General features: G+C 59.8%; 17 protein-coding genes and 1 pseudogene. 2 read left to right on the plus strand and 16 right to left on the minus strand.

What is annotated here, in order from left to right; all coding sequences use genetic code 11:
* Window positions 1-62: 62 nt before the first annotated feature.
* Entirely contained in the window at window positions 63-848 is a 786-nt protein-coding gene (locus BG841_RS15470) for an enoyl-ACP reductase FabI (protein ID WP_070058466.1), read from the plus strand.
* 322 nt (window positions 849-1,170) lie between these two features.
* Window positions 1,171-2,244, plus strand: coding sequence for a 3-deoxy-7-phosphoheptulonate synthase (locus BG841_RS15475; RefSeq protein WP_070058467.1), 1,074 nt, complete (start codon window positions 1,171-1,173; stop codon window positions 2,242-2,244).
* 3 nt (window positions 2,245-2,247) lie between these two features.
* Here the strand turns inward: BG841_RS15475 and cobA are convergent.
* From cobA to BG841_RS15555, 16 genes and pseudogenes are all read right to left on the minus strand, one after another.
* A pseudogene (cobA, locus tag BG841_RS15480) lies at window positions 2,248-2,979 on the minus strand (uroporphyrinogen-III C-methyltransferase); the annotation flags it as partial.
* Between the two features lie 101 nt (window positions 2,980-3,080).
* Window positions 3,081-4,355, minus strand: a complete 1,275-nt coding sequence (gene serS / locus BG841_RS15485) for a serine--tRNA ligase (RefSeq protein WP_070058469.1) — start codon at window positions 4,353-4,355, stop codon at window positions 3,081-3,083.
* Window positions 4,356-4,442: 87 nt separating this feature from the next.
* The gene (locus BG841_RS15490) at window positions 4,443-5,810 is read right to left on the minus strand and encodes a replication-associated recombination protein A (protein WP_070058470.1); all 1,368 of its coding nucleotides are present in this window, start codon (window positions 5,808-5,810) and stop codon (window positions 4,443-4,445) included.
* Window positions 5,810-6,457: an outer membrane lipoprotein chaperone LolA gene (gene lolA / locus BG841_RS15495; RefSeq protein WP_141737167.1), complete on the minus strand. Its 648-nt coding sequence runs from the start codon at window positions 6,455-6,457 to the stop codon at window positions 5,810-5,812. Before lolA ends, BG841_RS15490 begins: the two co-directional genes overlap by 1 nt.
* 18 nt (window positions 6,458-6,475) lie before the next feature.
* Entirely contained in the window at window positions 6,476-9,067 is a 2,592-nt protein-coding gene (locus BG841_RS15500; RefSeq protein WP_070058472.1) for a DNA translocase FtsK, read from the minus strand.
* 21 nt (window positions 9,068-9,088) lie between these two features.
* Complete coding sequence (locus tag BG841_RS15505) at window positions 9,089-10,318, minus strand: O-succinylhomoserine sulfhydrylase (RefSeq protein WP_070058473.1); 1,230 nt, start codon at window positions 10,316-10,318, stop codon at window positions 9,089-9,091.
* A gap of 21 nt (window positions 10,319-10,339) precedes the next feature.
* Complete coding sequence (gene purF / locus BG841_RS15510; protein ID WP_070058474.1) at window positions 10,340-11,860, minus strand: amidophosphoribosyltransferase; 1,521 nt, start codon at window positions 11,858-11,860, stop codon at window positions 10,340-10,342.
* Window positions 11,861-11,895: 35 nt separating this feature from the next.
* On the minus strand, window positions 11,896-12,441 hold the full coding sequence (locus tag BG841_RS15515; protein ID WP_070058475.1) for a CvpA family protein: 546 nt from the start codon (window positions 12,439-12,441) through the stop codon (window positions 11,896-11,898).
* A 69-nt stretch (window positions 12,442-12,510) separates the two neighbouring features.
* Window positions 12,511-13,161 carry an SPOR domain-containing protein gene (locus BG841_RS15520; protein ID WP_070058476.1) on the minus strand — a complete coding sequence of 217 codons (651 nt, stop codon included), beginning with the start codon at window positions 13,159-13,161 and terminating at the stop codon, window positions 12,511-12,513.
* Between the two features lie 115 nt (window positions 13,162-13,276).
* Window positions 13,277-14,599 carry a bifunctional tetrahydrofolate synthase/dihydrofolate synthase gene (gene folC, locus BG841_RS15525; RefSeq protein ID WP_070058477.1) on the minus strand — a complete coding sequence of 441 codons (1,323 nt, stop codon included), beginning with the start codon at window positions 14,597-14,599 and terminating at the stop codon, window positions 13,277-13,279.
* Window positions 14,577-15,506, minus strand: coding sequence for an acetyl-CoA carboxylase, carboxyltransferase subunit beta (gene accD, locus BG841_RS15530; RefSeq protein ID WP_070058478.1), 930 nt, complete (start codon window positions 15,504-15,506; stop codon window positions 14,577-14,579). Before accD ends, folC begins: the two co-directional genes overlap by 23 nt.
* 54 nt (window positions 15,507-15,560) lie before the next feature.
* Entirely contained in the window at window positions 15,561-16,376 is an 816-nt protein-coding gene (trpA, locus tag BG841_RS15535) for a tryptophan synthase subunit alpha (RefSeq protein ID WP_070058479.1), read from the minus strand.
* 9 nt (window positions 16,377-16,385) lie between these two features.
* A complete protein-coding gene (gene trpB / locus BG841_RS15540) occupies window positions 16,386-17,594 on the minus strand; it encodes a tryptophan synthase subunit beta (RefSeq protein ID WP_198929237.1) in 1,209 nt (402 codons plus the stop codon).
* A complete protein-coding gene (locus BG841_RS15545) occupies window positions 17,587-18,216 on the minus strand; it encodes a phosphoribosylanthranilate isomerase (RefSeq protein WP_070058481.1) in 630 nt (209 codons plus the stop codon). The genes trpB and BG841_RS15545 overlap by 8 nt, the downstream gene beginning before the upstream one ends.
* A complete protein-coding gene (gene truA / locus BG841_RS15550) occupies window positions 18,213-19,118 on the minus strand; it encodes a tRNA pseudouridine(38-40) synthase TruA (protein ID WP_070058482.1) in 906 nt (301 codons plus the stop codon). Before truA ends, BG841_RS15545 begins: the two co-directional genes overlap by 4 nt.
* Window positions 19,119-19,218: 100 nt before the next feature.
* Window positions 19,219-22,215, minus strand: a complete 2,997-nt coding sequence (locus BG841_RS15555) for a FimV/HubP family polar landmark protein (RefSeq protein ID WP_070058483.1) — start codon at window positions 22,213-22,215, stop codon at window positions 19,219-19,221.
* Window positions 22,216-22,255: the final 40 nt, after the last annotated feature.

The following is a 22,255-nucleotide window of genomic DNA, read 5'->3' on the forward strand; positions in this document are numbered from 1 at the left end:
GTTACCCCTGTCACCGTCAATCGGGGATAATGCTCGAAACCAGCTTCTCAGGGAGAATAAACATGGGAATTCTTAGCGGTAAAAAAGTCCTGATTGTCGGACTTGCCAGCAAATTGTCGATCGCCGCCGGTATTGCCGAGGCGTTCCATCAACAGGGTGCCGAACTGGCATTCACCTACCAGAATGAAAAACTCAAATCCCGCATCGAGGGCTTTGCGGAAAGCTGGGGCAGTTCGCTGACATTCCCCTGTGACGTCACCAGTGATGAAGAAATCGAAGCGGTATTCACCGAACTCAACAAGCACTGGGACAAAGTGGACGTAATTGTTCACTCAGTCGGTTTTGCACCGGCCCACGAACTTGACGGCAACTACGTAGACGTCACCACCCGTGACGGTTTCCGCATCGCCCACGATATCAGTTCCTACAGTTTTGTAGCCCTCGCCAAGGCAGCCCGCGGTATGCTGAGCGAGAACGCCTCGCTGCTGACCCTGACCTACCTGGGCGCCGAACGCGTATTGCCCAACTACAACGTGATGGGGCTTGCCAAGGCCTCACTGGAAGCCAACGTCCGCTACATGGCGGCCAGCCTGGGCCCTGACGGCATTCGTGTGAACGGCATCTCCGCCGGCCCGATCCGCACACTGGCGGCTTCAGGCATCAAGAGTTTCCGCAAGATGCTGGCCGAAAATGCCAAGCAGACGCCGATGCGTCGCAACGTGACCATTGACGAAGTGGGTAACGCCGCCGCGTTCCTGTGTTCCGACATGGCCAGCGGGGTTACCGGAGAAATCATGCACGTTGATGGTGGCTTCAACGTGACCGCCATGGGCGAAATTCCGGAATAACCGTCCGCCCTGCACCACGGGCAACCGGAGCCCCCGGTTGCCCGTTTCTTCACTCCGTCTGCCCTCCGTCCGGGGCCGATATGAAACCGCCTGTCTCCTGAAAAGTCCCGCAGTACCAAACACTTGTCTTATGACCCTGCGCCGCATCAACAGCCCGTGGCTGCGCTGTGCACCGGTGAGATCGCGTTGCATTGAAGCTTAAAATACCGCAGTATATTCGGCTATCTACAGTCAACAATGCACAACCGCTCGTACTCACTGCGGGCAGCGCGGCGCTGTGCCCCTGCCCTGCCGAATGGTTTATTTCGAGGAAACAACAAGCATGTCCGGCATCAAGATCGATAACGTCAATGTGGCCAGTCAGGAACCCTTGATCACCCCCAAGGCGCTGAAAGCGGAACTGCCGCTTTCCCCTGCAGCCGCCAAAACCGTCGCTGAAGGACGTCAGGCGATCTATGACATTCTGGACCGTAAAGATCACCGTCTGTTTATTGTGGTTGGTCCCTGTTCCATCCACGACGTCAAAGCGGCCCGGGAATACGCTGAAAAACTTAAAGCGCTGGCCGACGAAGTCAGTGACACCCTGTTGCTGGTCATGCGGGTCTATTTTGAAAAGCCGCGCACCACGGTGGGCTGGAAGGGTCTGATCAATGACCCGCACCTGAATGATACCTTTGACATTGAACAGGGCTTGCATATTGGCCGCCGGCTACTGCTGGATATTGCCGAGCTGGGCCTGCCGGCGGCGACCGAGGCCTTGGACCCGATTTCGCCCCAGTATCTTCAGGACACGATTTCCTGGTCCGCGATTGGTGCCCGCACCACCGAATCCCAAACCCACCGCGAGATGAGCAGCGGCCTGTCGGTACCCATCGGTTTCAAGAACGGCACCGACGGCAGTCTGGATGTGGTCGTCAACGCAATGCAATCGGTATCCTACCCGCACAACTTTCTGGGCATCGACCAGGAAGGCAGGGGTACCATCATTCGCACCAAAGGCAACGCCTACGGTCACGCCGTGCTGCGCGGCGGCGGTGGCAAGCCCAACTACGACTCGGTCAGTGTGACACTGTGTGAACAGGCTCTCGAAAAGGCCGGCCTGCGGCCCTCTATCATGGTGGACTGCAGCCACGCCAACTCCAGCAAAGATCCCGGGTTGCAACCACTGGTGATGCAGGACATCACCAGCCAAATTGTCGAAGGCAACACCTCTATCCAGGGGTTGATGGTGGAAAGCCACCTGAATTGGGGCAATCAGCCGATTTCGGCCAATCTGGACGAGTTGCAATACGGCGTGTCAGTTACCGACGCCTGCATCGACTGGCAAACCACGGAAACAGCGATTCGCGAAATGCACGCCAAGCTGAAAGACGTGCTGCCCAATCGCAACCAGTAAGCGTCAGCCGACCCAGTCCAACTTTGATCGGAGTTCCACGACCTGGCCAATGATGATCAAAGTTGGCGCGCCGACGCCGCTTTCTGCAACCCGTGCCGCGATATGCTCCAGATCACTCACCACCACCTGCTGCTCGGGGGTGGTGCCTTTGGATATCAGCGCCACGGGCATGGCCGGCGACATGCCGTGGTCCATCAGTGAACGTGCGATAACCGGCAAACCCACCAGCCCCATATAAAACACCAGGGTCTGATTGTTCTGGACAAAATCCGCCCAGGGCAGATCACAGGTGTTGTTTTTGAGGTGGCCGGTGACAAAGCGCACGGACTGCGCGTAATCCCGGTGCGTTAGGGGTATGCCGGCGTATGCGGCGCACCCGGACGCCGCGGTAATGCCCGGGATCACCTGAAAGCGCACGCCCGCCCGCGCCAGGGTCTCAAGTTCCTCCCCACCCCGTCCGAATATAAACGGATCCCCGCCTTTGAGGCGAACCACGCGCTTGCCGGCCTGGGCCAGCTCAACCAGTCGTTGATTGATTTGCGCCTGCGGCAGGACATGCTGCGAACGACGCTTGCCAACGTGAATCGTTTCGGCCTGTTCCGGTATCAGCGCGAGAATTTCCGGGGACACCAGGCGATCAAAGAGCACCACCTCCGCCGTATTGAGGATGCGCCAGGCTTTCAGGGTCAGGAGTTCCGGGTCACCCGGCCCCGCGCCAATGAGAAACACCTCACCGGCCGAACTGTTAGGGTTATCAGTCACCGCGTTGCGCCGATACCGGGTCGGTAAGCGGGCATTGCGGGCACCTTTGGCCGACGGCGGGGGCTGGCGCTCACTCATCGAATCGTCTCGACACCGCCCATGTAAGGCTTGAGCACTTCGGGAACGGCGATGCTGCCGTCTGCCTGCTGATAATTTTCCAGCACCGCGATCAGGGTGCGCCCGACCGCCAGACCTGAACCGTTCAACGTATGCACCGGTTCGGGCTTGCCGGTGGCGGGGTTGCGCCACCGGGCGTGCATACGCCTGGCCTGGAAATCCCGGGTGTTGGAGCAGGAGGAAATCTCGCGGAATGTGTCCTGCCCCGGTAGCCACACCTCCAGATCGTAAGTGCGCGCGGCGGCAAAGCCGATGTCCCCGCCACATAAATCCACCACCCGGTAAGGCAGTCCCAGCTCCTGCAGTACTTTTTCAGCGTGGCCGGTGAGTATGTCCAGGGCCTCGTCTGAATCTTCCGGGCGCACCACGTGCACCAGTTCCACCTTGTCAAACTGATGCTGACGGATCATCCCGCGGGTATCACGACCATAGGAGCCGGCTTCGCTGCGGAAGCAAGGGGTATGGGCAACCATGCGCACTGGCAGCTCACCTGCGTCCAGGATGCTGTTGGCAAACAGGTTGGTCACCGGCACTTCCGCGGTGGGGATCAGATACAAGGGTTGGTCGCCATCGATTTTAAACAAATCGGCCTCGAACTTTGGCAGCTGCCCCGTTCCGTACAGGGTGTCGGCGTTTACCAGGTAAGGCACGTAGGTTTCGGTGTAGCCGTGCTCGCGGGTATGCAGGTCCAGCATATACTGGGTCAGCGCCCGGTGGAGCCGAGCCACCGGCCCGCGCATGACGGCAAACCGGGCATGGGCCAGCCGGCTGGCGGTCTCAAAATCCAGGCCGCCCAGCTGTTCACCGAGAGCGACATGGTCCTTGGGTTCAAATTCAAACACCCGGGGGGTTCCCCAGCGCCGCACTTCCACGTTATCGTTCTCATCCGCACCGGCCGGAACGTCCGCATCCGGTACGTTGGGCAGACCGGCCAGAAACGCCGTCAGGGCTTCCTGAACAGCACGCAATTCTTTTTCAGCCTCCGAGCGCTGGCTCTTGAGCTGTTCCACCTCTTCGAGTAACGGCTGCACATCTTCCCCCGCAGCCCTCACCTTGCCGATCTGCTTGGAGCGTTTGTTCTGCTCGCTCTGCAAGGTTTCGGTACGCACCTGGATCGAGCGGCGGCGTTCTTCCAGCCGTTCAAACTCAGCCTGATCAAAAGGGAAATGTTTAACCGCCAGTTGGCGGGCGATTTCTTCTGTCTGGTTACGTACACGTTTGGGGTCGAGCATGATGATCCTGATAGATGCTGTATTTTGATAATGTCGCTAGCCGCATTATACCCATGCAAATTGGCCAGGCTATGGTTGGGCGATGGATTATGCCCAGTCCGGCTTGGCGCCATCCCGGTCGGCATAACGGCGACGGCTGCTGGCGCGGTTTTTTTCATCCAGCCAGCTCCGTTTTTCCGCCAGCCGTATTTCCAGCCCGCGCGGCACCGGATGGTAATAGCGCCGCCCATGGATTGCTTCCGGCAGATAGGCTTCGCCCGCAGCGAAGGCGTCTGGCTCGTCATGGGCGTAGCGGTAATCGTCGCCGTGGCCGAGGCTCTCCATCAGTGCAGTAGGCGCGTTGCGCAGATGCACCGGAACCTCGTAATCGGGGTCACGGCGGATGTCCGCCATACACTGGTTATAGGCGTTGTAAACGCCCACGCTCTTGGGGGCCAGGGCCAGATAGGTGGCTGCCTGGGCCATGGCCAGTTCGCCTTCCGGCGATCCCAGGCGCTCCTGCACCTCCCAGGCATCAAGTGCCAGTCGTAACGCCCGGGGGTCGGCATTACCAATATCCTCACTGGCGATGCGTACCAGCCGCCGCGCCACGTAGAGAGGGTCGCAACCACCGTCGAGCATGCGGCACATCCAGTATAATGCGCCATCGGGGTCTGACCCGCGCACGGATTTATGCAACGCCGATATCTGGTCGAAAAACACATCCCCGCCTTTGTCAAAACGACGCAGACTGGTTTGCATCACCTGTTCCAGATTTTGCGCGCTGATCCGTGGCGTTCCGTCGGCATCCGGCTCCGCCAGATCGCTGCCCACCTCCAGCAGATTCAAGGCCCGGCGCGCATCACCACCGGCGGCCGCCGCGATCAGCCGCAACACCTCGGCGGACACGGCCACCCGGCCTGCCAGTCCGTCCGGAGCCACCAGCGCGCGTTCGAGCAGGGTGATAATTTCGGCGTCGGTAAGATTCTTGAGCACATACACCCGGCTGCGGGACAACAGGGCGCTGTTGAGTTCAAACGAGGGGTTTTCCGTGGTGGCACCGACAAAGATAAAAGTGCCGTCTTCGATGTGCGGCAAAAACGCATCTTGCTGGCTTTTGTTGAACCGGTGCACCTCGTCAACAAACAGCAACGTATCCCGCCCCTCGGCCTGTTTGCGCAACTTTGCGCGGTCAACCGCCGCACGGATGTCTTTCACCCCACTGAGTACCGCCGACAAGGTTTCGAAACTCAGCTCGCCCAGATTGGCCAGCAACCGGGCGAACGTGGTTTTACCCACGCCGGGCGGCCCCCAGAGTATCATGGAGTGCAACTGTCCCTGCTCGACCGCTTTACGCAGGGGTTTCCCCGGGCCGAACAAATGCACCTGCCCTACGTAGTCTTCCAGAGACTGCGGCCGCATCCTGGCCGCCAAAGGCTCAAATCCTTTTTCATCGGCGAACAGATTGTCCTGCATCAACCTTCGTCCCGAATAATATCGACCCCTTCCGGGTAATCCAGGGTGAAATCGCTGTCTGACAAGCCCTGATTCAAGCGGACATTACTGAAACTTAGAATACTCAGTTGAGCCAGCGAGTCGGTCAGGCGCATCTCCTGCAGCACTCCATCCGCAAACGACAGTTTCAACGTCACAAACAAGGAGTCGGGATTGCGCGGCGCCAGGGTGAACTCACGCAGTTTATCCCCGAACTGACGCTCACTGACCCGATAGGTTTCCGCCAGATTACGCACTTCCCCACTGAGCAATAACGCCGGGGTGCTGCTGGCTCGCTGATCCAGTTTATGGATGGTCACCTGCTCAAGATCCGGGTCGTACACGGACACCCGCTCGCCATCACTGGCAATAAACTGTGCCATGGGCTGGTTTACCTCCCAGTAAAACAACCCGGGCCGCTTGGCTTTCAGCCGCCCATTGGTCTCCTGCACCCGGCTGCCGGTTTCGTTGACCACGATCTGGATAAAATCAGCCTGGTAGGTACGATAACTTTGCAGGGTGGCCGCCAATTCAGCGGCGGCCTCTGCCGAGAAGCTCTCATCCGCAGTGGCCAGACAGGCGAACAGGCTTGCCGCCGTCACTAACAACCACGCGAATTTTCGGTTCATGTTCCTCATAGCGTACCCCTAGTCTTTTGGAGGTGGAGGCGCCAAGACTTCACGGGCACCGTTGTGACCCGCTGCGCTGACCACACCGGAAGCCTCCATGGCTTCAACCAGATTCGCGGCCCGGTTGTAGCCGATTTTGAATTTCCGCTGCACCGAGGAAATGGAAACCCTGCGGCCCTCGGTTACAAACGCTACCGCCTCGTCATACAAAGCGTCCATTTCATTGTCGCCGCCCTCGCTCAGGGTTGGCACACCCGGCAGGTGTTCACCCTCGGCCCCGTTGAGCACGTCGTCGATGTAAACCGGCTCGCCCCGGGCTTTCCAGGCCGCGACAATCCGATGCACTTCGTCATCGCCGGCAAAGGCCCCGTGCACCCGCACCGGCAACCCGGACCCCGGAGGCAGATACAGCATGTCACCATGGCCGAGCAATTGCTCGGCCCCACCCTGATCCAACACCGTGCGGGAATCTATTTTCGACGACACCTGGAAGGAGATACGGGTAGGTATATTGGCCTTGATCAAACCGGTGATTACGTCAACCGAGGGTCGCTGGGTGGCCAGGATGAGGTGAATTCCCGCTGCCCGGGCTTTTTGTGCAATACGGGCAATCAGCTCTTCCACCTTTTTACCCACGATCATGATCATGTCAGCAAATTCGTCAATGACCACGACAATAAAGGGTAAGGTTTCCAGCTCTGGCCGTTGTTGCTCGTCGTTATCCAGGTATTCGTCCGGCTTCCATAACGGATCCAGAATCGGTTCCCCGGCGGCCCGGGCCTCTTTGACCTTGCGGTTGTAACCCGCAAGGTTGCGCACCCCCAGGCTGGCCATCAAACGATAGCGCCGTTCCATTTCCGCCACGCACCACCGCAAGGCGTTGGCGGCTTCCTTCATGTCGGTCACCACCGGGGCCAGCAGATGGGGAATGCCTTCGTAAACACTGAGCTCGAGCATTTTAGGATCGACCATGATGAAGCGGACGTCCTCAGGCCCGGCTTTGAGCAGCATGCTCAGCAGCATGGCGTTGACCCCGACCGACTTACCGGAACCGGTGGTACCGGCCACCAGCAAATGGGGCATTTTAGCCAGATTGGCGACCATGGGATTGCCGCCGATATCGTTCCCCAGCGCCATGGTTAATGGCGAGGCGGACTCTTGAAACACTGCGGCTCCCAGCACCTCACTGAGGCGCACCATTTGCCGGATTTCATTGGGAATTTCGATGCCCACCACCGATTTCCCCGGAATCACCTCAACCACGCGCACACTGAGCACGGCCAGCGAACGGGCCAGGTCTTTCGCCAGGTTGGTGATCCGGCTGACCTTGACCCCGGCCGCGGGTTTTATTTCAAAGCGGGTGATGACCGGCCCGGGGTTGACCTCCACCACCTCCACCGACACCCCGAAATCGGCCAGTTTCTCTTCCAGCAGCCGCGACATGTGCTCGAGGGATTCTTCGGTATAGCCTTTTTCCGGGTGTGGCTCTGCAGGGTCCAGCAACGAAATCGGTGGAATGGGGCTCTCAATGTCTTCCAGCAAGGACGGCTGCCGCGACCCGCTGCTCATTTTGGGCCGGTCGTCTTCCCGTTTGAACGGTGAGATTTTCAGAGTCTTGGCGGTCTTGCCCGCCGCAGACGAAGCCGCCCGCCTGGTGGCCGCTGCTTTTGAACGCCCCCCTCCGATGCCGGACACCGCCGGTTCCTGATGTTCGATCAACTCCGGCTCATCCGCTGTTATGGCGGCCAGACTGTCCAGCCCCGGCTCCCGTCTCGAGGCCAGCGCGGATTTCCGACCCGACGGATGGCGCGCGGACTTGCGGCCGAAGCCGGGGATTCGCCGCCACCAGGCCAGCTTGTCACCGTTGCTCCCCCGGGTAACCCGCTCCCGCACTATGGGGGGCTCTGGTTCCGCGGGGGATGGCGTTTGCGTCGCTGCAGCTGTCGCCAATAGCGGGTTCTGCTCTTTGCGTGCAAACAGCAGCGCTTTCAGCGACTCGCCCATGCGCAGGGTGTACCCGCCCACCTGATCCATGATCCAGAACCAGGACAGCCCCGTGGTTACGGTCAGGGCAAACAAAAAGATGGCCACCAGCAGCAGCGTGGTAGCCGGCAAATTGAAAAAACGCACCATGGCGTCCGAGACCGCGGCGCCCATGGTCCCGCCCGACGACGCTTGCAAACCAAACAGAGAGTACAGCGACAGCAGACTGGTGGCAGACAACAGGATCAGCAGGAATCCGCCAAAGCGCATTAAAAACAGCGGCCAGTGCAAATCCAGCGGCTTGTTGCGCCGCCGGATGATCATGACGGCATAACCGGCCACCATCGCCGGGAATAAAAACGCCACGTGACCAAAGAAATGCCGCAGCAGACTGGCCAGCCAGGCACCGGTGCGTCCGGCGGCATTGGTCACTTCGGTCTGGTGTCCGATGCTGGCCCACCCCGGGTCAGAGGGACTGAACGTCACCAACGCCATTGCCAGATAGATGCACAGCACGATCAAGCCGATTACTGTGCCTTCCCTTGCGCCTTGCGCGGCCAGACGACGAAAGCGCTGTTGCTTGTCAGTCAGCTCCTTGGGGGTTGATGCTTTTTTGGGCTCAGCCATGAATATTAAGACAATTCCACTTTAATCTTGAGTTGCCAGCGCAGCCAGGCCGCGTCCGAGGTCATACTTGATATCGTCAATCGCCTCTATACCGACCGACACCCGGATCAGGTTGTCGCTGATCCCGGCCTGCAGTTTGTCTTCCGGAGACAGCCGGCCGTGGGTGGTGGTCGCAGGATGGGTAATGGTGGTTTTCACATCCCCAAGGTTGGCGGTTATCGAGATCATCCGGGTGGCGTCGATAAACGCCCACGCCTGCTCTCTCCCCCCCTTCACCGTAAACGACAACACCCCGCCGAACCCGGACTGCTGGCGTTTCGCCAACTCGTGCTGCGGATGATCGGGCAGACCGGAATAGTATACCTGATCAATAACTTCCTGCTGCTGCAGCCATTTCGCCAACTCTAGCGCATTATCACAGTGGGCACGCATACGAATCGGTAAGGTTTCCAGGCCCTTGAGAAACGTCCAGGCGTTGAACGGGCTCATGGTGGGTCCGGCAGACCGCATGAAACCGAAAACCTCTTCCAGCAACCGGTCAGGCCCCACTACCACGCCACCGACGCACCGGCCCTGTCCGTCCAGATACTTGGTGGCCGAATGGACCACGATATCGGCCCCCAACTCCAGCGGACGCTGCAATACCGGTGTGCAAAAACAGTTATCGACCACCAGCAACGCATCCGCCCGATGCGCCAGGTCGGCCAGTGCTTCAATGTCGGCTACATCCCCCAGCGGGTTGGTGGGGGTTTCCAAAAACAGCATGCGCGTTTGTGGGGTGATGGCGCTGCGCCACTCATCCAGTTCGGTCGGACTGGCGAAGGAGGTCGTCACCCCAAAACCGGCCATGTATTTCTGGAACAACACATTGGTGGTACCGAACACGCCCCGGGAGCAGATGACATGGTCACCACTTTGCAGATGAGCCATACAGGTGGCCAGGATCGCCGCCATGCCCGACGCCGTGGCCACCGCCCGCTCGGCTCCTTCCAACGCGGCAATCCGCCCTTCAAACGCCTGTACGGTCGGGTTGGTGAAACGCGAGTAGATGTTACCCGGCTCGTCTCCTGCAAACCGGGCGGCCGCCTGGGCCGCGCTGCCGTACACGAAACTGGACGTCGCAAAGATCGGATCGCTGTGCTCCAGTTGTGCGGTGCGCAGTTGTCCGGCGCGCACCGCCAGGGTATCGACTGACATACCGTCAAGATCCGACTCCGGAATAAAACTGTGCTCTTCACGGCAATGCGTCATGTAACAGGTTCCTTTATTAATTCAATCTTCGTCGTTGTGCAGATCAATGATGCCATTGTCTTTGCTTTGGCCCGCGGCCTGGGAGCGTTGTTCGTCGTTTCGCAATGCTTCCAGCTCGGTCAGGTACCGGGCGTCAATGTCGCCCGTGACGTACTGACCATTGAATACCGAGCACTCCCAATCGTCGATGTCCGGGTTTACGTCACTGACGCAGGTTATCAGGTCCGGCAGATCCTGATAAATCAACCAGTCAGCGCCGATCAGCTGACGGATTTCCTCGACGCTGCGGTTATGGGCAATGAGTTCGTTGGCGGAGGGCATGTCAATGCCATACACATTCGGGTAACGCACCGGAGGCGCGGCGGAGGCAAAATACACATTGGCCGCTCCGGCATCCCGGGCCATTTCCACGATCTCTTTGCAGGTAGTACCACGCACAATGGAATCGTCCACCAGCATGACATTCTTGCCGCGGAACTCCAGATCAATGGGGTTCAGTTTCTGGCGCACGGACTTTTTGCGCATGGTCTGGCCGGGCATGATGAAGGTGCGGCCGATGTAACGGTTTTTAATGAAGCCTTCGCGAAACTTGACCCCCAACCGATACGCCAGTTGCATGGCAGAGGTTCGGCTGGTGTCGGGAATCGGGATGACCACATCGATATCGTGGTCGGGGCGTTCCCGCAACAACTTGTCCGCCAGAGTTTCACCCATGCGCAGACGCGCCTTGTATACCGACACCTTGTCCATAATGGAATCCGGGCGGGCAAAATACACATGCTCGAAAATGCACGGAATCAGCCGGGAGGTTTCCGCGCACTGCTGGGTGTACAGCGTACCGTCCGTTTCAATGTACACCGCTTCGCCGGGCTGGATGTCCCGCACCAGGGTAAACCCGGCCGCGTTCAACGCCACGCTTTCAGAGGCGATCATGTACTCGCGCCCCTGTTCGCTTTCACGCACCCCGTAGCAGGCGGGACGAATGCCGTTGGGGTCCCGGAAACCGACAATGCCGTAGCCGGTGACCATGGCAATGGCGGCGTAGGCACCGCGACACCGCCGGTGGACAGCGCTGACCGCTGCGAAGATATCATCCTTGGTCGGCTTGAGTTTGCCCAGCTTTTGCAGTTCATGGGCAAACACATTCAATAACACTTCGGAATCGGAGGTGGTGTTGATGTGGCGAAGGTCGGTGCGGAACAAATCCTCACTCAGGTCGGCGGCGTTGGTCAGGTTGCCATTATGGGCCAGCGTAATGCCGTAGGGGCTGTTGACATAGAACGGCTGTGCTTCCGCCGAGCTGGAGCTGCCCGCCGTGGGGTAACGCACGTGACCTATACCCACATTGCCCACCAGCCGGCGCATATGACGGGTGCGGAACACATCCCGTACCAGGCCATTGTCTTTGCGTAGAAAAAACTTGTCGTCCTGAAACGTTACGATACCGGCCGCATCCTGGCCCCGGTGCTGCAAGACGGTCAGCGCGTCATAGAGCGTCTGGTTTACGTTAGAGGTACTGACAATACCGACAATTCCACACATGGGCTGGGTGTTCTCCGAAGCGTTAGGTCTGAATGTTAGTGGGGTGTGGCCGCTCGTTCCACACCATTAACAGGGTGATTCTCAGCGGGCTCGAGAAACCGGACAAAATCGTCACCCAGGGTACGTCTGGACCAGCTTTCCACCACGGCAAGCCGGTCAATCATAATGGAGGTTCGCCACCAGGTGTCCTGTGCCAGGGGGGTATAGCGAATGAATGCGATCGCCACGATCACCACCACCAACCCGCGCAGCAGGCCAAATCCCATGCCCAGCACACGATCCGTGGCTGTCAGGCCGGTCGCGCGCACCAGGTGTCCTACCATATTATTAATAATAGCGCCCACCATCAGCGCGCCGAAAAATAAAATCGCAAATGCGGAGATCAGCCGGACCAGCGGCGTTTCCACGGTGCTTTCAAGCAAAGTCTGCATTTGGGGGTGAAAAGTCCGGGCGATGATAAACGCACCAACCCAGGTAACAAGAGAGAGCGCCTCTTTGACAAAACCGCGCTTAAGACTGATCAGTGTCGATACGGCAATCAGGGCAATTATGACCCAGTCTATCCAGATCAACGCGTTCATGGGCAACTCAACCAGGAAGCAGAAACGCGAATTCTAACAGGAATTGGCGTCACATCGAAGGGTTAATCACTAGTCGTTCGAGGTTACAAGACTATTCAGCCCAAAGGCGGCATCAAGGGCTTTTTTGGCCCGTTCTGCTTCGCTTTTGTCGGCGAATGGTCCCGAAAACACACGCGTCAGGGAGGAGTCACCCCGGGGCACTTCCTGCAGGTGGGAGTGGTAGCCTTTCTCCCGCACCCGGTCGCGCAACCGGCGGGCGTTCTCCGCATTGCCAAAGCTGCCCAACTGGATGACCCATGCCCCCTTGAGGGACCGGGTGAAGTCAGCACTGGCGGTTTCCGCGGGCACCCTGGCCGCGGGTTCCGGCCTGGGCTCCGGCCTGGGCTCCGGCGTGCTGGCAACCGGCGGCTCTGGCTCCCGCGCTTCTGGCGGTGCGGGCTGGGTTATTGCGGGCTCCGCCAGCTCCGGCAGAGGTTCGCTCGGCGGAGCTTGCCGCGCGGGCGGCGCTGCGGTATCGGCAGGTTCTTCCAGCCGGTAAGACGGTATGTCTGCGGGTTTGGGTTGCGGCACATGGACTTCGGGAAACGGTGGCTCTTCCGGCAGGGTGATGGCGCGCGAGGTGCGCTCGGAATGAGGCTCATCAAACAGCATGGGCACAAAGATGACCACCAGGGAGATCAGTACCAGTGCACCAATTATTCGTTGCTTGAGCCCATCCACGCTTTTCAGCCCCTTCTGTCTACCAATCATTTGACCCGCAGGACGATACGAACGGGATAAATACTAACTGCCTGTCACCGAGAACTCAAAACAAGTCGCCGCCCATGTCCGATTATTAAGTTTCCACAGGGTGCCTGACCCAGCGCCGGGCGTCCTCCACGGTAAAAAAGGAACCGAACGCGATGATCAGATCGTCGGGGGCTGCTTTGGCGATGGCCTCGCCCAGAGCCTCGCTGACGCAGCTGTGACACTGCACAGACGAACCGGCGTCCGCCAGTTCGGGTTTCACCCGCTCCGCAAGCTCGGCAACGCCGAGGCCACGACTGACCGCCAGACCGGCCAGATGCCAGTGATCGACCACACCGGACAGCGCACGCACCACGCCGGCGGTATCCTTGTCTTCCAGGCACGCGTACACAGCCCGGATCTGTCCCCGACCCCGGACCTGGGTCAGCTTGCCTGCCAACCAACCGGCCGCGTGCGGGTTGTGGCCCACATCCACATACAGTGCCGGATCGGCACGGAGCTTCTCGAAGCGTCCGGGCAAACGCACCCGACCGATAGCGGCGACCACCGCATCATCGCTCAGCTCCGGCTCCAGCAGGACCGCTGCAATCACGGCCGCCGCCATACTCTTTTCCGGCAGATGACACTGCGGCAGCGTGACAGCCCGCCCGAGGGAGGGACAAGCGATGGCAAGCCCTCCCCTCCCGGTGGGGGTCAACTCATAACCCTTTCCCGGGCGGAGCAGCGGGATACTCTGGGCAGACGCCTGCTGCAGCACCGAGGCGGGCGGTTCCAGATCGGCATAAACGGCAGGTTTGCCCCTGCGCAGAATGCCCGCCTTTTCAAAGCCGATCACCTCCCGGTCATCACCCAGATAGGAAACGTGATCAATATCAATGGAGGTAATGATGGCAAGATCCGCGTCCACGATATTGACCGCGTCCAGGCGCCCGCCCAGCCCCACCTCCAGTATCCAGTCGTCCACCCCGGCCTCAGCCATCAGCACCAGCGCGGCCAGTGTGCCGAACTCGAAATAGGTCAGCGTGGTCTCACCGCGAGCCTGTTCGATTGCATTGAAGGCGGCCACCAGAGAGCGGTCTGAAACCTCAGCGCCATCGATCCGCACTCGCTCGTTGTAGCGCTCGAGATGGGGAGAGGTGTAAGTGCCCACGGAGCGCCCGGCCTGGCTGAGCAGTTGCTCAAGCGCGCCCACCGTGCTGCCTTTGCCATTGGTGCCCGCCACGGTAATGACCCGGGCCTCGGGACGGCGGCGGAACAGACGCCGGTAAACCGTCAATACCCGCTCCAGCCCCATGTCAATTTCGGCGGGATGTATGGATTCGAGGTAGCCAAGCCACTGAGCCAGGGTGGCGTCAGCGCCCGGTGCAAGCGGGCGCGCCGCGGATGCATTATTCTTCGGCAACGTCGGCATCCGGTTTTTCAGTGATCTCAAATTCGATGGGTGCTTCCGTCCCCGGGCGTTCCTGTCCGGTGAATTTGGCCAGCACGTGCGCCACCCGCTCACGCATCTGATGGCGATGCAGAATCATGTCGATGGCGCCGTGCTCCAGCAGAAACTCACTGCGCTGGAAACCTTCCGGCAGCTTCTCCCGCACGGTCTGCTCGATGACCCTGGGGCCGGCAAAACCGATAAGGGCATTCGGCTCTGCAATGTTGAGATCCCCCAGCATGGCGAGGCTCGCGGACACGCCACCGAACACCGGATCGGTGAGCACCGAAATATAAGGAATGCCCTCCTGTTTCATGCGCTCCAGAACCGCAGCGGTCTTGGACATCTGCATCAGCGACAGGATGGCTTCCTGCATACGTGCGCCGCCACTGGCGGAGAAACACACCAGCGGAATACGCTCTTCCAGACAGACATTGGCCGCCTGCACAAACTTCTCTCCTACGACCTGCCCCATGGAGCCGCCCAGAAAGTTGAATTCGAACGCGCACGCCACCAACGGGATACCCAGGGTGGTGCCACGCATGACCAGCAGGGCATCTTTTTCACCGGTGGCTTTCTGGTTCTGGGTCAGCCGGTCCTTGTAGCGTTTGCTGTCGCGGAATTTCAGACGATCCCAGGGCTCCAGATCAACCGCGAGTTCCTGACGCCCCTCTTCATCCAGAAAAATATCCAGACGCCGGCGCGCGGTGACGCGCATGTGATGGTTGCACTTCGGGCACACATCCAGGTTTTTGTCCAGCTCAGGTTTGTATAGAAACGCGCTGCACTTGGGGCATTTCTTCCACACCCCTTCGGGCACGCTGTTGCTGCGCTGCTTGGAGTCCGAGCGGATCATGCTCGGCATGATCTTGTCCAGCCAGTTACTCATGATGTCTTCCTGTTCGTTGCTGCATGTCTACCGGGTGCCTCTGCAAGGCCTGTCTCATTCTGCAGGTAGGGCATCCAGTGCTTCACGCATTGGAGAAAGCAAGCCTTGTAACGCCGCTTTCAGTTGATCCGGTTGGGTCTGATTTCTGGCTATTGTATCGACCAGAACACTGCCGACAATTACACCATCGGATACCTGCCCCACAGCGGCGGCGGTCTTGGCGTCGCGGATGCCAAAGCCAACCCCCACCGGCAGGGCCGTCAGTTCCTGGATATGCCGGACCTTGTCCGCCACTTCATCCACATTAATCGATGCAGACCCGGTCACACCCTTGATGGAAACGTAGTACACATAGCCCGAGGAGTGGGTGCTTATAGCACGGATCCGCTCATCCGAAGTGGTTGGCGCCAGCAAGAATATGGAATCCAGTTGCCGGGCGGCCAGCAAGGGCGACACATCCCCGGCTTCCTCCGGTGGCAGGTCAACGATCAGCACACCGTCCAGGCCGGCGTCGGCTGCCGCATCCGCGAACGCCTCAAAGCCCATCGTCTCTATGGGGTTAAGATAGCTCATAAAAACCACCGGAGTGGTGGAATTGCTCTCCCGGAAGGTCTTGACCATTTCGATCACCCGCTTGAGTGTCGTGCCGTGCTCGAGCGCGCGCTCACTGGCCAACTGGATCACCGGGCCGTCGGCCATTGGATCGGAAAAAGGAATACCCAGTTCGATGATGTCACAGCCGGCGTCGACCAACGTGTGCATGATGTCAACGGTTTGGTCAGGGTGCGGGTCGCCCGCGGTGATAAACGGAATAAGCGCTTTTTTGCCCTGTTGTTTCAGAGCGGTTAATACACCTTCAATACGACTCATGGCTGCCTCTTAAATCTCGATTCCATCAAGCTGTGCAATGGTGTGAATGTCTTTATCGCCACGTCCGGAAACGTTAACAACCACCATTTGCTCTGCATCCATACCCGCGGCCAGTTTTACCCCGTAGGCAACCGCATGGGCGGACTCCAGCGCCGGCATGATGCCTTCCACGCTGGTCAGAGTGCGGAAACCAGCGAGCGCTTCGTCATCGGTGACCGACACATAGTGAACCCGACCGAGGTCCTTCAACCAGCTGTGCTCCGGCCCGACCCCCGGATAATCCAGCCCGGCACTGACCGAATGGGTGGCCGATATCTGGCCACTTTCATCCGACATCAAATAGGTCCGGTTGCCATGGAGCACCCCCGGACGACCGGCAGCCAAAGGCGCCGCGTGTTCACCGGTGTCGATCCCGTGGCCCCCGGCTTCTACGCCGTACATCGCCACCGACTCGTCGGTGAGAAACGGGTGAAACAGGCCGATCGCGTTGGAGCCACCGCCCACACAGGCTACCAGCGCGTCCGGCAGCTTGCCCGCCTGCTCCAGACTCTGCGCCCGTGCTTCCCGCCCGATCACCGCCTGGAAATCACGCACCAGCATCGGATAAGGGTGGGGCCCGGCGACGGTGCCAATGATGTAGAAGGTGTCGTCGACGTTGGTAACCCAGTCACGCATGGCTTCGTTCATCGCATCCTTCAGTGTCCGGCTGCCACTTTCGACCGAGTGCACCGTCGCACCCAGAAGTTTCATGCGATAGACGTTCAGGGTTTGCCGCTTGATGTCGTCCGCGCCCATGTAGATATGGCACTCAAGCCCCAACCGGGCACATACGGTGGCGGTGGCCACACCATGCTGGCCGGCACCGGTTTCCGCAATGATGCGTTTCTTGCCGAGGAAACTGGCCAGCAATGCCTGCCCGATGGTGTTGTTCACTTTATGGGCGCCGGTGTGGTTCAGATCTTCACGCTTCAGCCAGATTTGCGCACCGCCGGTTTCACGGCTGAGGCGCTCAGCAAAATAGAGGGGGCTGGGACGTCCTACGTAATGGGCCAGATCGTAGTCGAACTGAGCCTGAAAGTCGGGATCGGCCTTGAGCTTGAGGTACTGCTGCTCCAGCTCCAGCATGGTTCCCATGAGGGTTTCTGATACAAAGCGGCCGCCGTAAGCGCCAAAATGCCCACGACTATCCGGCATCGCCTTCAACATATCTTCAGTCAGTTTGGTCGACACGATGAACCTCGTTAATAAATTCAGTGATTTTAAGCCTGTCCTTTAACCCTTTCGCGACCTCAACGCCGCCACTGACGTCCACTGCCCAAGGTTTCACCCGGGCGACCGCCCGGGCTACGTTAGCAGGTTGGAGCCCCCCGGCCAATATCAGCGGAAGCGGCCGCTGACGGGGTATCAATGTCCAGTCAAACTCCTTGCCGGTGCCGCCATACAGGTGCGGGTCATAGGCGTCAACGAGCAACCCTGCGGCGTCAGCATATCGCGCCATTGCGTCCTCTATGTCATGGCGCGACTGCACCCTGACGGCCTTGATCCAGCGGATGGCAAACCGATCACAAAACTCGGGACTTTCGTCACCATGGAACTGCAGCAAGTCGAGGCGAACGCGGGTAACGACCTCGCGCACACGGGCGTCGTCCGGATTAACAAACAAACCCACAACGCTTACAAACGCCGGCACCCGCGCCACAATTTCCTGGGCGGTTGCGATGTCGACGGCCCTGGGGCTTTGCTCGTAAAACACCAGTCCGAGGGCGTCGGCCCCGGCGTGTGCGGCCGCCAGCGCGTCCTCTACCCGGGTAATGCCACATATCTTTATACGGGTTTTCATGTCTGGCGATCACTCCGCTTATACACTTGCGACATTGGCCGGGGCAGATTCGCCTCGCTGGCAAACCAGGGGCGGGCAAAGTCAGGGCCGCACATGATCTTGGGTATGCCGCAGGCGTCGGGATACCCCACATCCACCAGATACAAACCAAACGGCGGCGCGGTCACCCCCGCTATTTTGCGGTTCCGGGCTTCCAGTATCTCACGAATCCAGCGTTCCGGGCGCTCGTAACTGCCCACCGCGATTAACGCTCCGGCAATATTGCGCACCATATGATGCAAGAATGCATTGGCTTGCACATCCACCACCACATAATCGCCGTGGCGGGTGACCTCAATGCGCTCCATAAACCGTTGTGGGCTGCGGGACTGACAGCCCGCCGCGCGAAACGAAGAGAAGTCGTGTTCGCCGACCAGGGCCTGGGCTGCCCGGTTCATGGCCTCGGCGTCCAGGGTACGGTACACCCAGCTCACCTGATTACGCAAAATACCCGGGCGCACCGGGTTGTTCATAATCAGATAGCGGTACCGTCGGTAGATGGCTGAAAACCGGGCGTGAAAATCCGGAGCCGCGTTACCCGCCCAGTGCACGGCAATATTACCGGGCAAGGCCGTGTTTATGCCCATCACCCAGGACCGGAGACTGCGCACCGCGGTGGTTTCAAAATGCACAATCTGGCAGGAGGCGTGCACCCCCGCATCGGTTCGCCCTGCGCACACCAGGTCAACCGGATGGTCGGCTACTTTCGCCACCGCCTTCTGCAAGGCCTGCTCTATGGTGGGGACACCGGATTTCTGGAACTGCCAACCGTGGTAGGCGTCTCCATCGTATTCCAGCGCCAGCACCACACGTCCCTGGCCTATGGCATTGTCCGTGGTTAATTGAGGAGGATTTATAAACAAGAGGTTTTCCGAAGATCAGCGGACACAAACGAAAACGCCGGCCCTCCGGGATCAACCCCGAAGGCCGGCGTTTACAGGAAACAAGCCAGATTATAACGGATCAGGACAATTTGTTAAGAAGTTCCTGCGCTTCGGCCTGCTGCTCGTCACTGCCTTCCAGGGTGACTTCTTCCAGAATGCCCCGGGCACCGTCCGCATCCCCCATTTCCACGTAGGCCCGCGCCAGATCAAGCTTGGTGGCGGCCTCATCGGTGCCGTCCAGGAAGTCGAAATCCTCCTCGTCACTCAGATCGGCTGCGGAGATGGAAGGCGCTGCCGTGTCTCGGGCAGGGTCGGCTGCGGCGGTCTGCAGCTCGTCTTCCACCAAGGTAATTTCTTCCAGCAATTCATCCAGATCCAGTTCCTGCTCCAACGACGGAACGTCCGCATCGGCCACCTCTTCGAGAAATGCGAGATCCTCATCGGTGACATTCGGCTCAAGGTCGTCCAGTTCAGCCAGGTCCAGGTCAATCGGTGACTCCGTGTCGCTCGGGCTGCCGCTGGTGGCTTTTTCCAGCTCGGCATCGAGCTCATCCAGAAACGACTCGTCCAATATATCGTCGGCCAGGGGCTCGAGAGACGGCTCGTCGGAACTCCCGAAGACCCCCAACTCATCACGCCCGGTTTCTTCAAATTGCTCCACCAGACTCTGAGGGGAGTCGGTCGCCGCACTGTCGCCGTCCTGATCGAGGGTGGCGAAATCCGCCTCGGTCAAGCTGGGAGATTCGGCCTCGGCGCTCTCAAAGGAGATATCCAGATCGCCGAAATCCAGACTCAGGTCGTCATCCTGGCTGTCTGCCGTTGGGGCCTCGTCTGCCTTTTGGGCCTCACTGATGCCCGACAGATCATACTCGATGGGCTGGTCGACCGTGTCTTCCTCCGCCGCATCAGCCTCCAGATTCAATGGTTCCGGTGCCCCCTCTTCCAGATCCACCGACGCAAAGCCTTCGCTGCGCACCGGGTCGATTTCAGCTGAGGTCTCCGCACCGGACATCAGTTGCGACTCTAGCTCATCGATGCTGGGCACCGCCTCGGTATCGGCAAGACGCTGATGCAGCACTTGCGCCTCGGCCACAGCCTCTGCATTGCCCAGAGCTTCCAACTCACCAAACTGCTTGTCAAACGCACTGCGATCCTGAGTCTCCGCGTACACGCCCAGCAGTTTAACCCGCAAATCGGTGCGGCTTGGTTCTTTGGAAATAGCGGCTTCCAACACCTGCATGGCCTGGTCCTGACGCCCATTGGCGATGAGGGCATCGGCTTCCACGATCGGATCGCTGGCCTCCGCCGCCCCTGCAACGCTTTCTGCCTCTTCGTCATCAAGGGTCAAGTCGAAGCCTGCAACGGCCATGTGGTCCGGATCCGCGGCTGATTCGGCTTCCAACTGCTCGAAAAACTCCTGTTCACGGCGCTTATTACGCCGCGCCAGCAACAACAGCAGCAACAACAGAAGCACCAGGCTGCCGCCAAGCACCAACTGGTACAACGGGTTGGTGGTAATACCGTGGATGATGCTCTCGACCAGACCTTTGTCGGGTTCGATTTCTGCCTGAGGCGCGGAGGCGGTCGCGGCTGGCTGCTCAGCGCTGTCAGGGGTCGCTGCCGCCACCCCCTCCTGGCCACCAACCGCAGTTTGCCCGGACGGGTCTTCGGTTACCGGCTGGCCGGGTCCCGGGGTAGCGACCGTGTCGGCCAGCGGCTCGGCTTCGACCCCACTCTCAGCGGTTACAACGGGGGTGCCTGTGTCGACACCCGCGCCATCCGTTGCCGGGCCCGCACCCTCGGCGTCGGTGGCGGTTACCTCCCCATCTGCAATGGCGGGCGCTGTTTCCACCGGGGCCTCAAGACCGGCACCACCGGCGTCTGCCGGCGCATCCGCGCCGCCCAGAGGTTCGCCGCTGGTTTCCGGCGCTGCTTCCTGCGCACTCAGCCCCTGCAAATCGGCCAGCTGATTGTTTTTCAGTTCCAGCAGCCGCTGTAAGGTGGCCACCTGATCCTGAAGGTCCGTCAGGCGCTCCGAGAGTTCCGCGTTCTCACGGCGGGCACTTTCCAGTTCTTCCAGGGCGACCGCGGTACCGACATCAGCACCACCGCCCAGCTGGCCATCGCCCCCGGCGGACCCGCTATCAGACGCACCGCTCTCGGACACGTCTTCCGCGACGAGCAGTTTGAGCTCGCTGCCACCGTCAACTGCACCCTGCCCGGCAGTAGTTGTGGCCGGTGTCACCTCTGCGGCTGTGCGGGCGGTGGCATCCACTTCCTGGGTTGGTGTTTGCAACGCCTGATTCTGAGCGGTTACCTGACGGTTGGCCTCGGCCCGTGACCGCTGCTGGATCTGTTCCATATCCGGAATACGCAGCACTTCGCCCCGCTTCAGGCGATTGATATTGCCCCCGATGAAGGCATCGGGGTTCAGGTCCTGCAGAGCCAGCATGACTTGTTGGGGGCTGACACTGTTGTCGGGACGCACCGCCAATGCGATACCCCACAAGGTATCACTCTGGTTCGTTGCGCCGTAGGTGCGGGGCGCCGCGCCGGAACCGACTGCAGGGCGCGGTGACCGACCGCTGGCCTGAGTACGATTCGGGCTGCTGGCGGTAGCTGCAGGCGACGACGCCTGCGGCGCCTGTATGGATTCACGCACGCCGGATTCTTCGGCGTACACCGGCGGATCAACCAGCACGGCGTACTCGCGCATTAACCGCCCGCTCGGCCAGGTCACTTCCAGCAGAAAATTAAGATAAGGCTCGCGAAGAGCCTCTCGGGAGGTTACGTTCACGACCAGATTGCCGCTTGAGGTCGTCCCGACGTCAAACTTGAGCTTGCTCAGAAAATAGTCACGACTGATGCCCACGCGGCGATAGTCTGCCTCTGACGCCAGACCGACAAACACTTCCCCAGGCTGTACTCCTTTACTTTTGCGAAGAGCAATCTCCGCATTGAGGGGCTCGTTCAGATAGGACTGAAGCTCAATTTCTCCCAGGCCCAGGGCCTGTGCGAGTCCAGAGCCAAGCCCTCCCACCAGAGCCAGGGCAACCGCAAGCTTGCGTACCTTCATGCTTTTTCCTTACCGGCCTCCGTATTCGCTACTGCTCTTG

Origin of the sequence: Marinobacter sp. X15-166B (assembly GCF_001752365.1) — a bacterium.
Taxonomy (GTDB): domain Bacteria; phylum Pseudomonadota; class Gammaproteobacteria; order Pseudomonadales; family Oleiphilaceae; genus Marinobacter.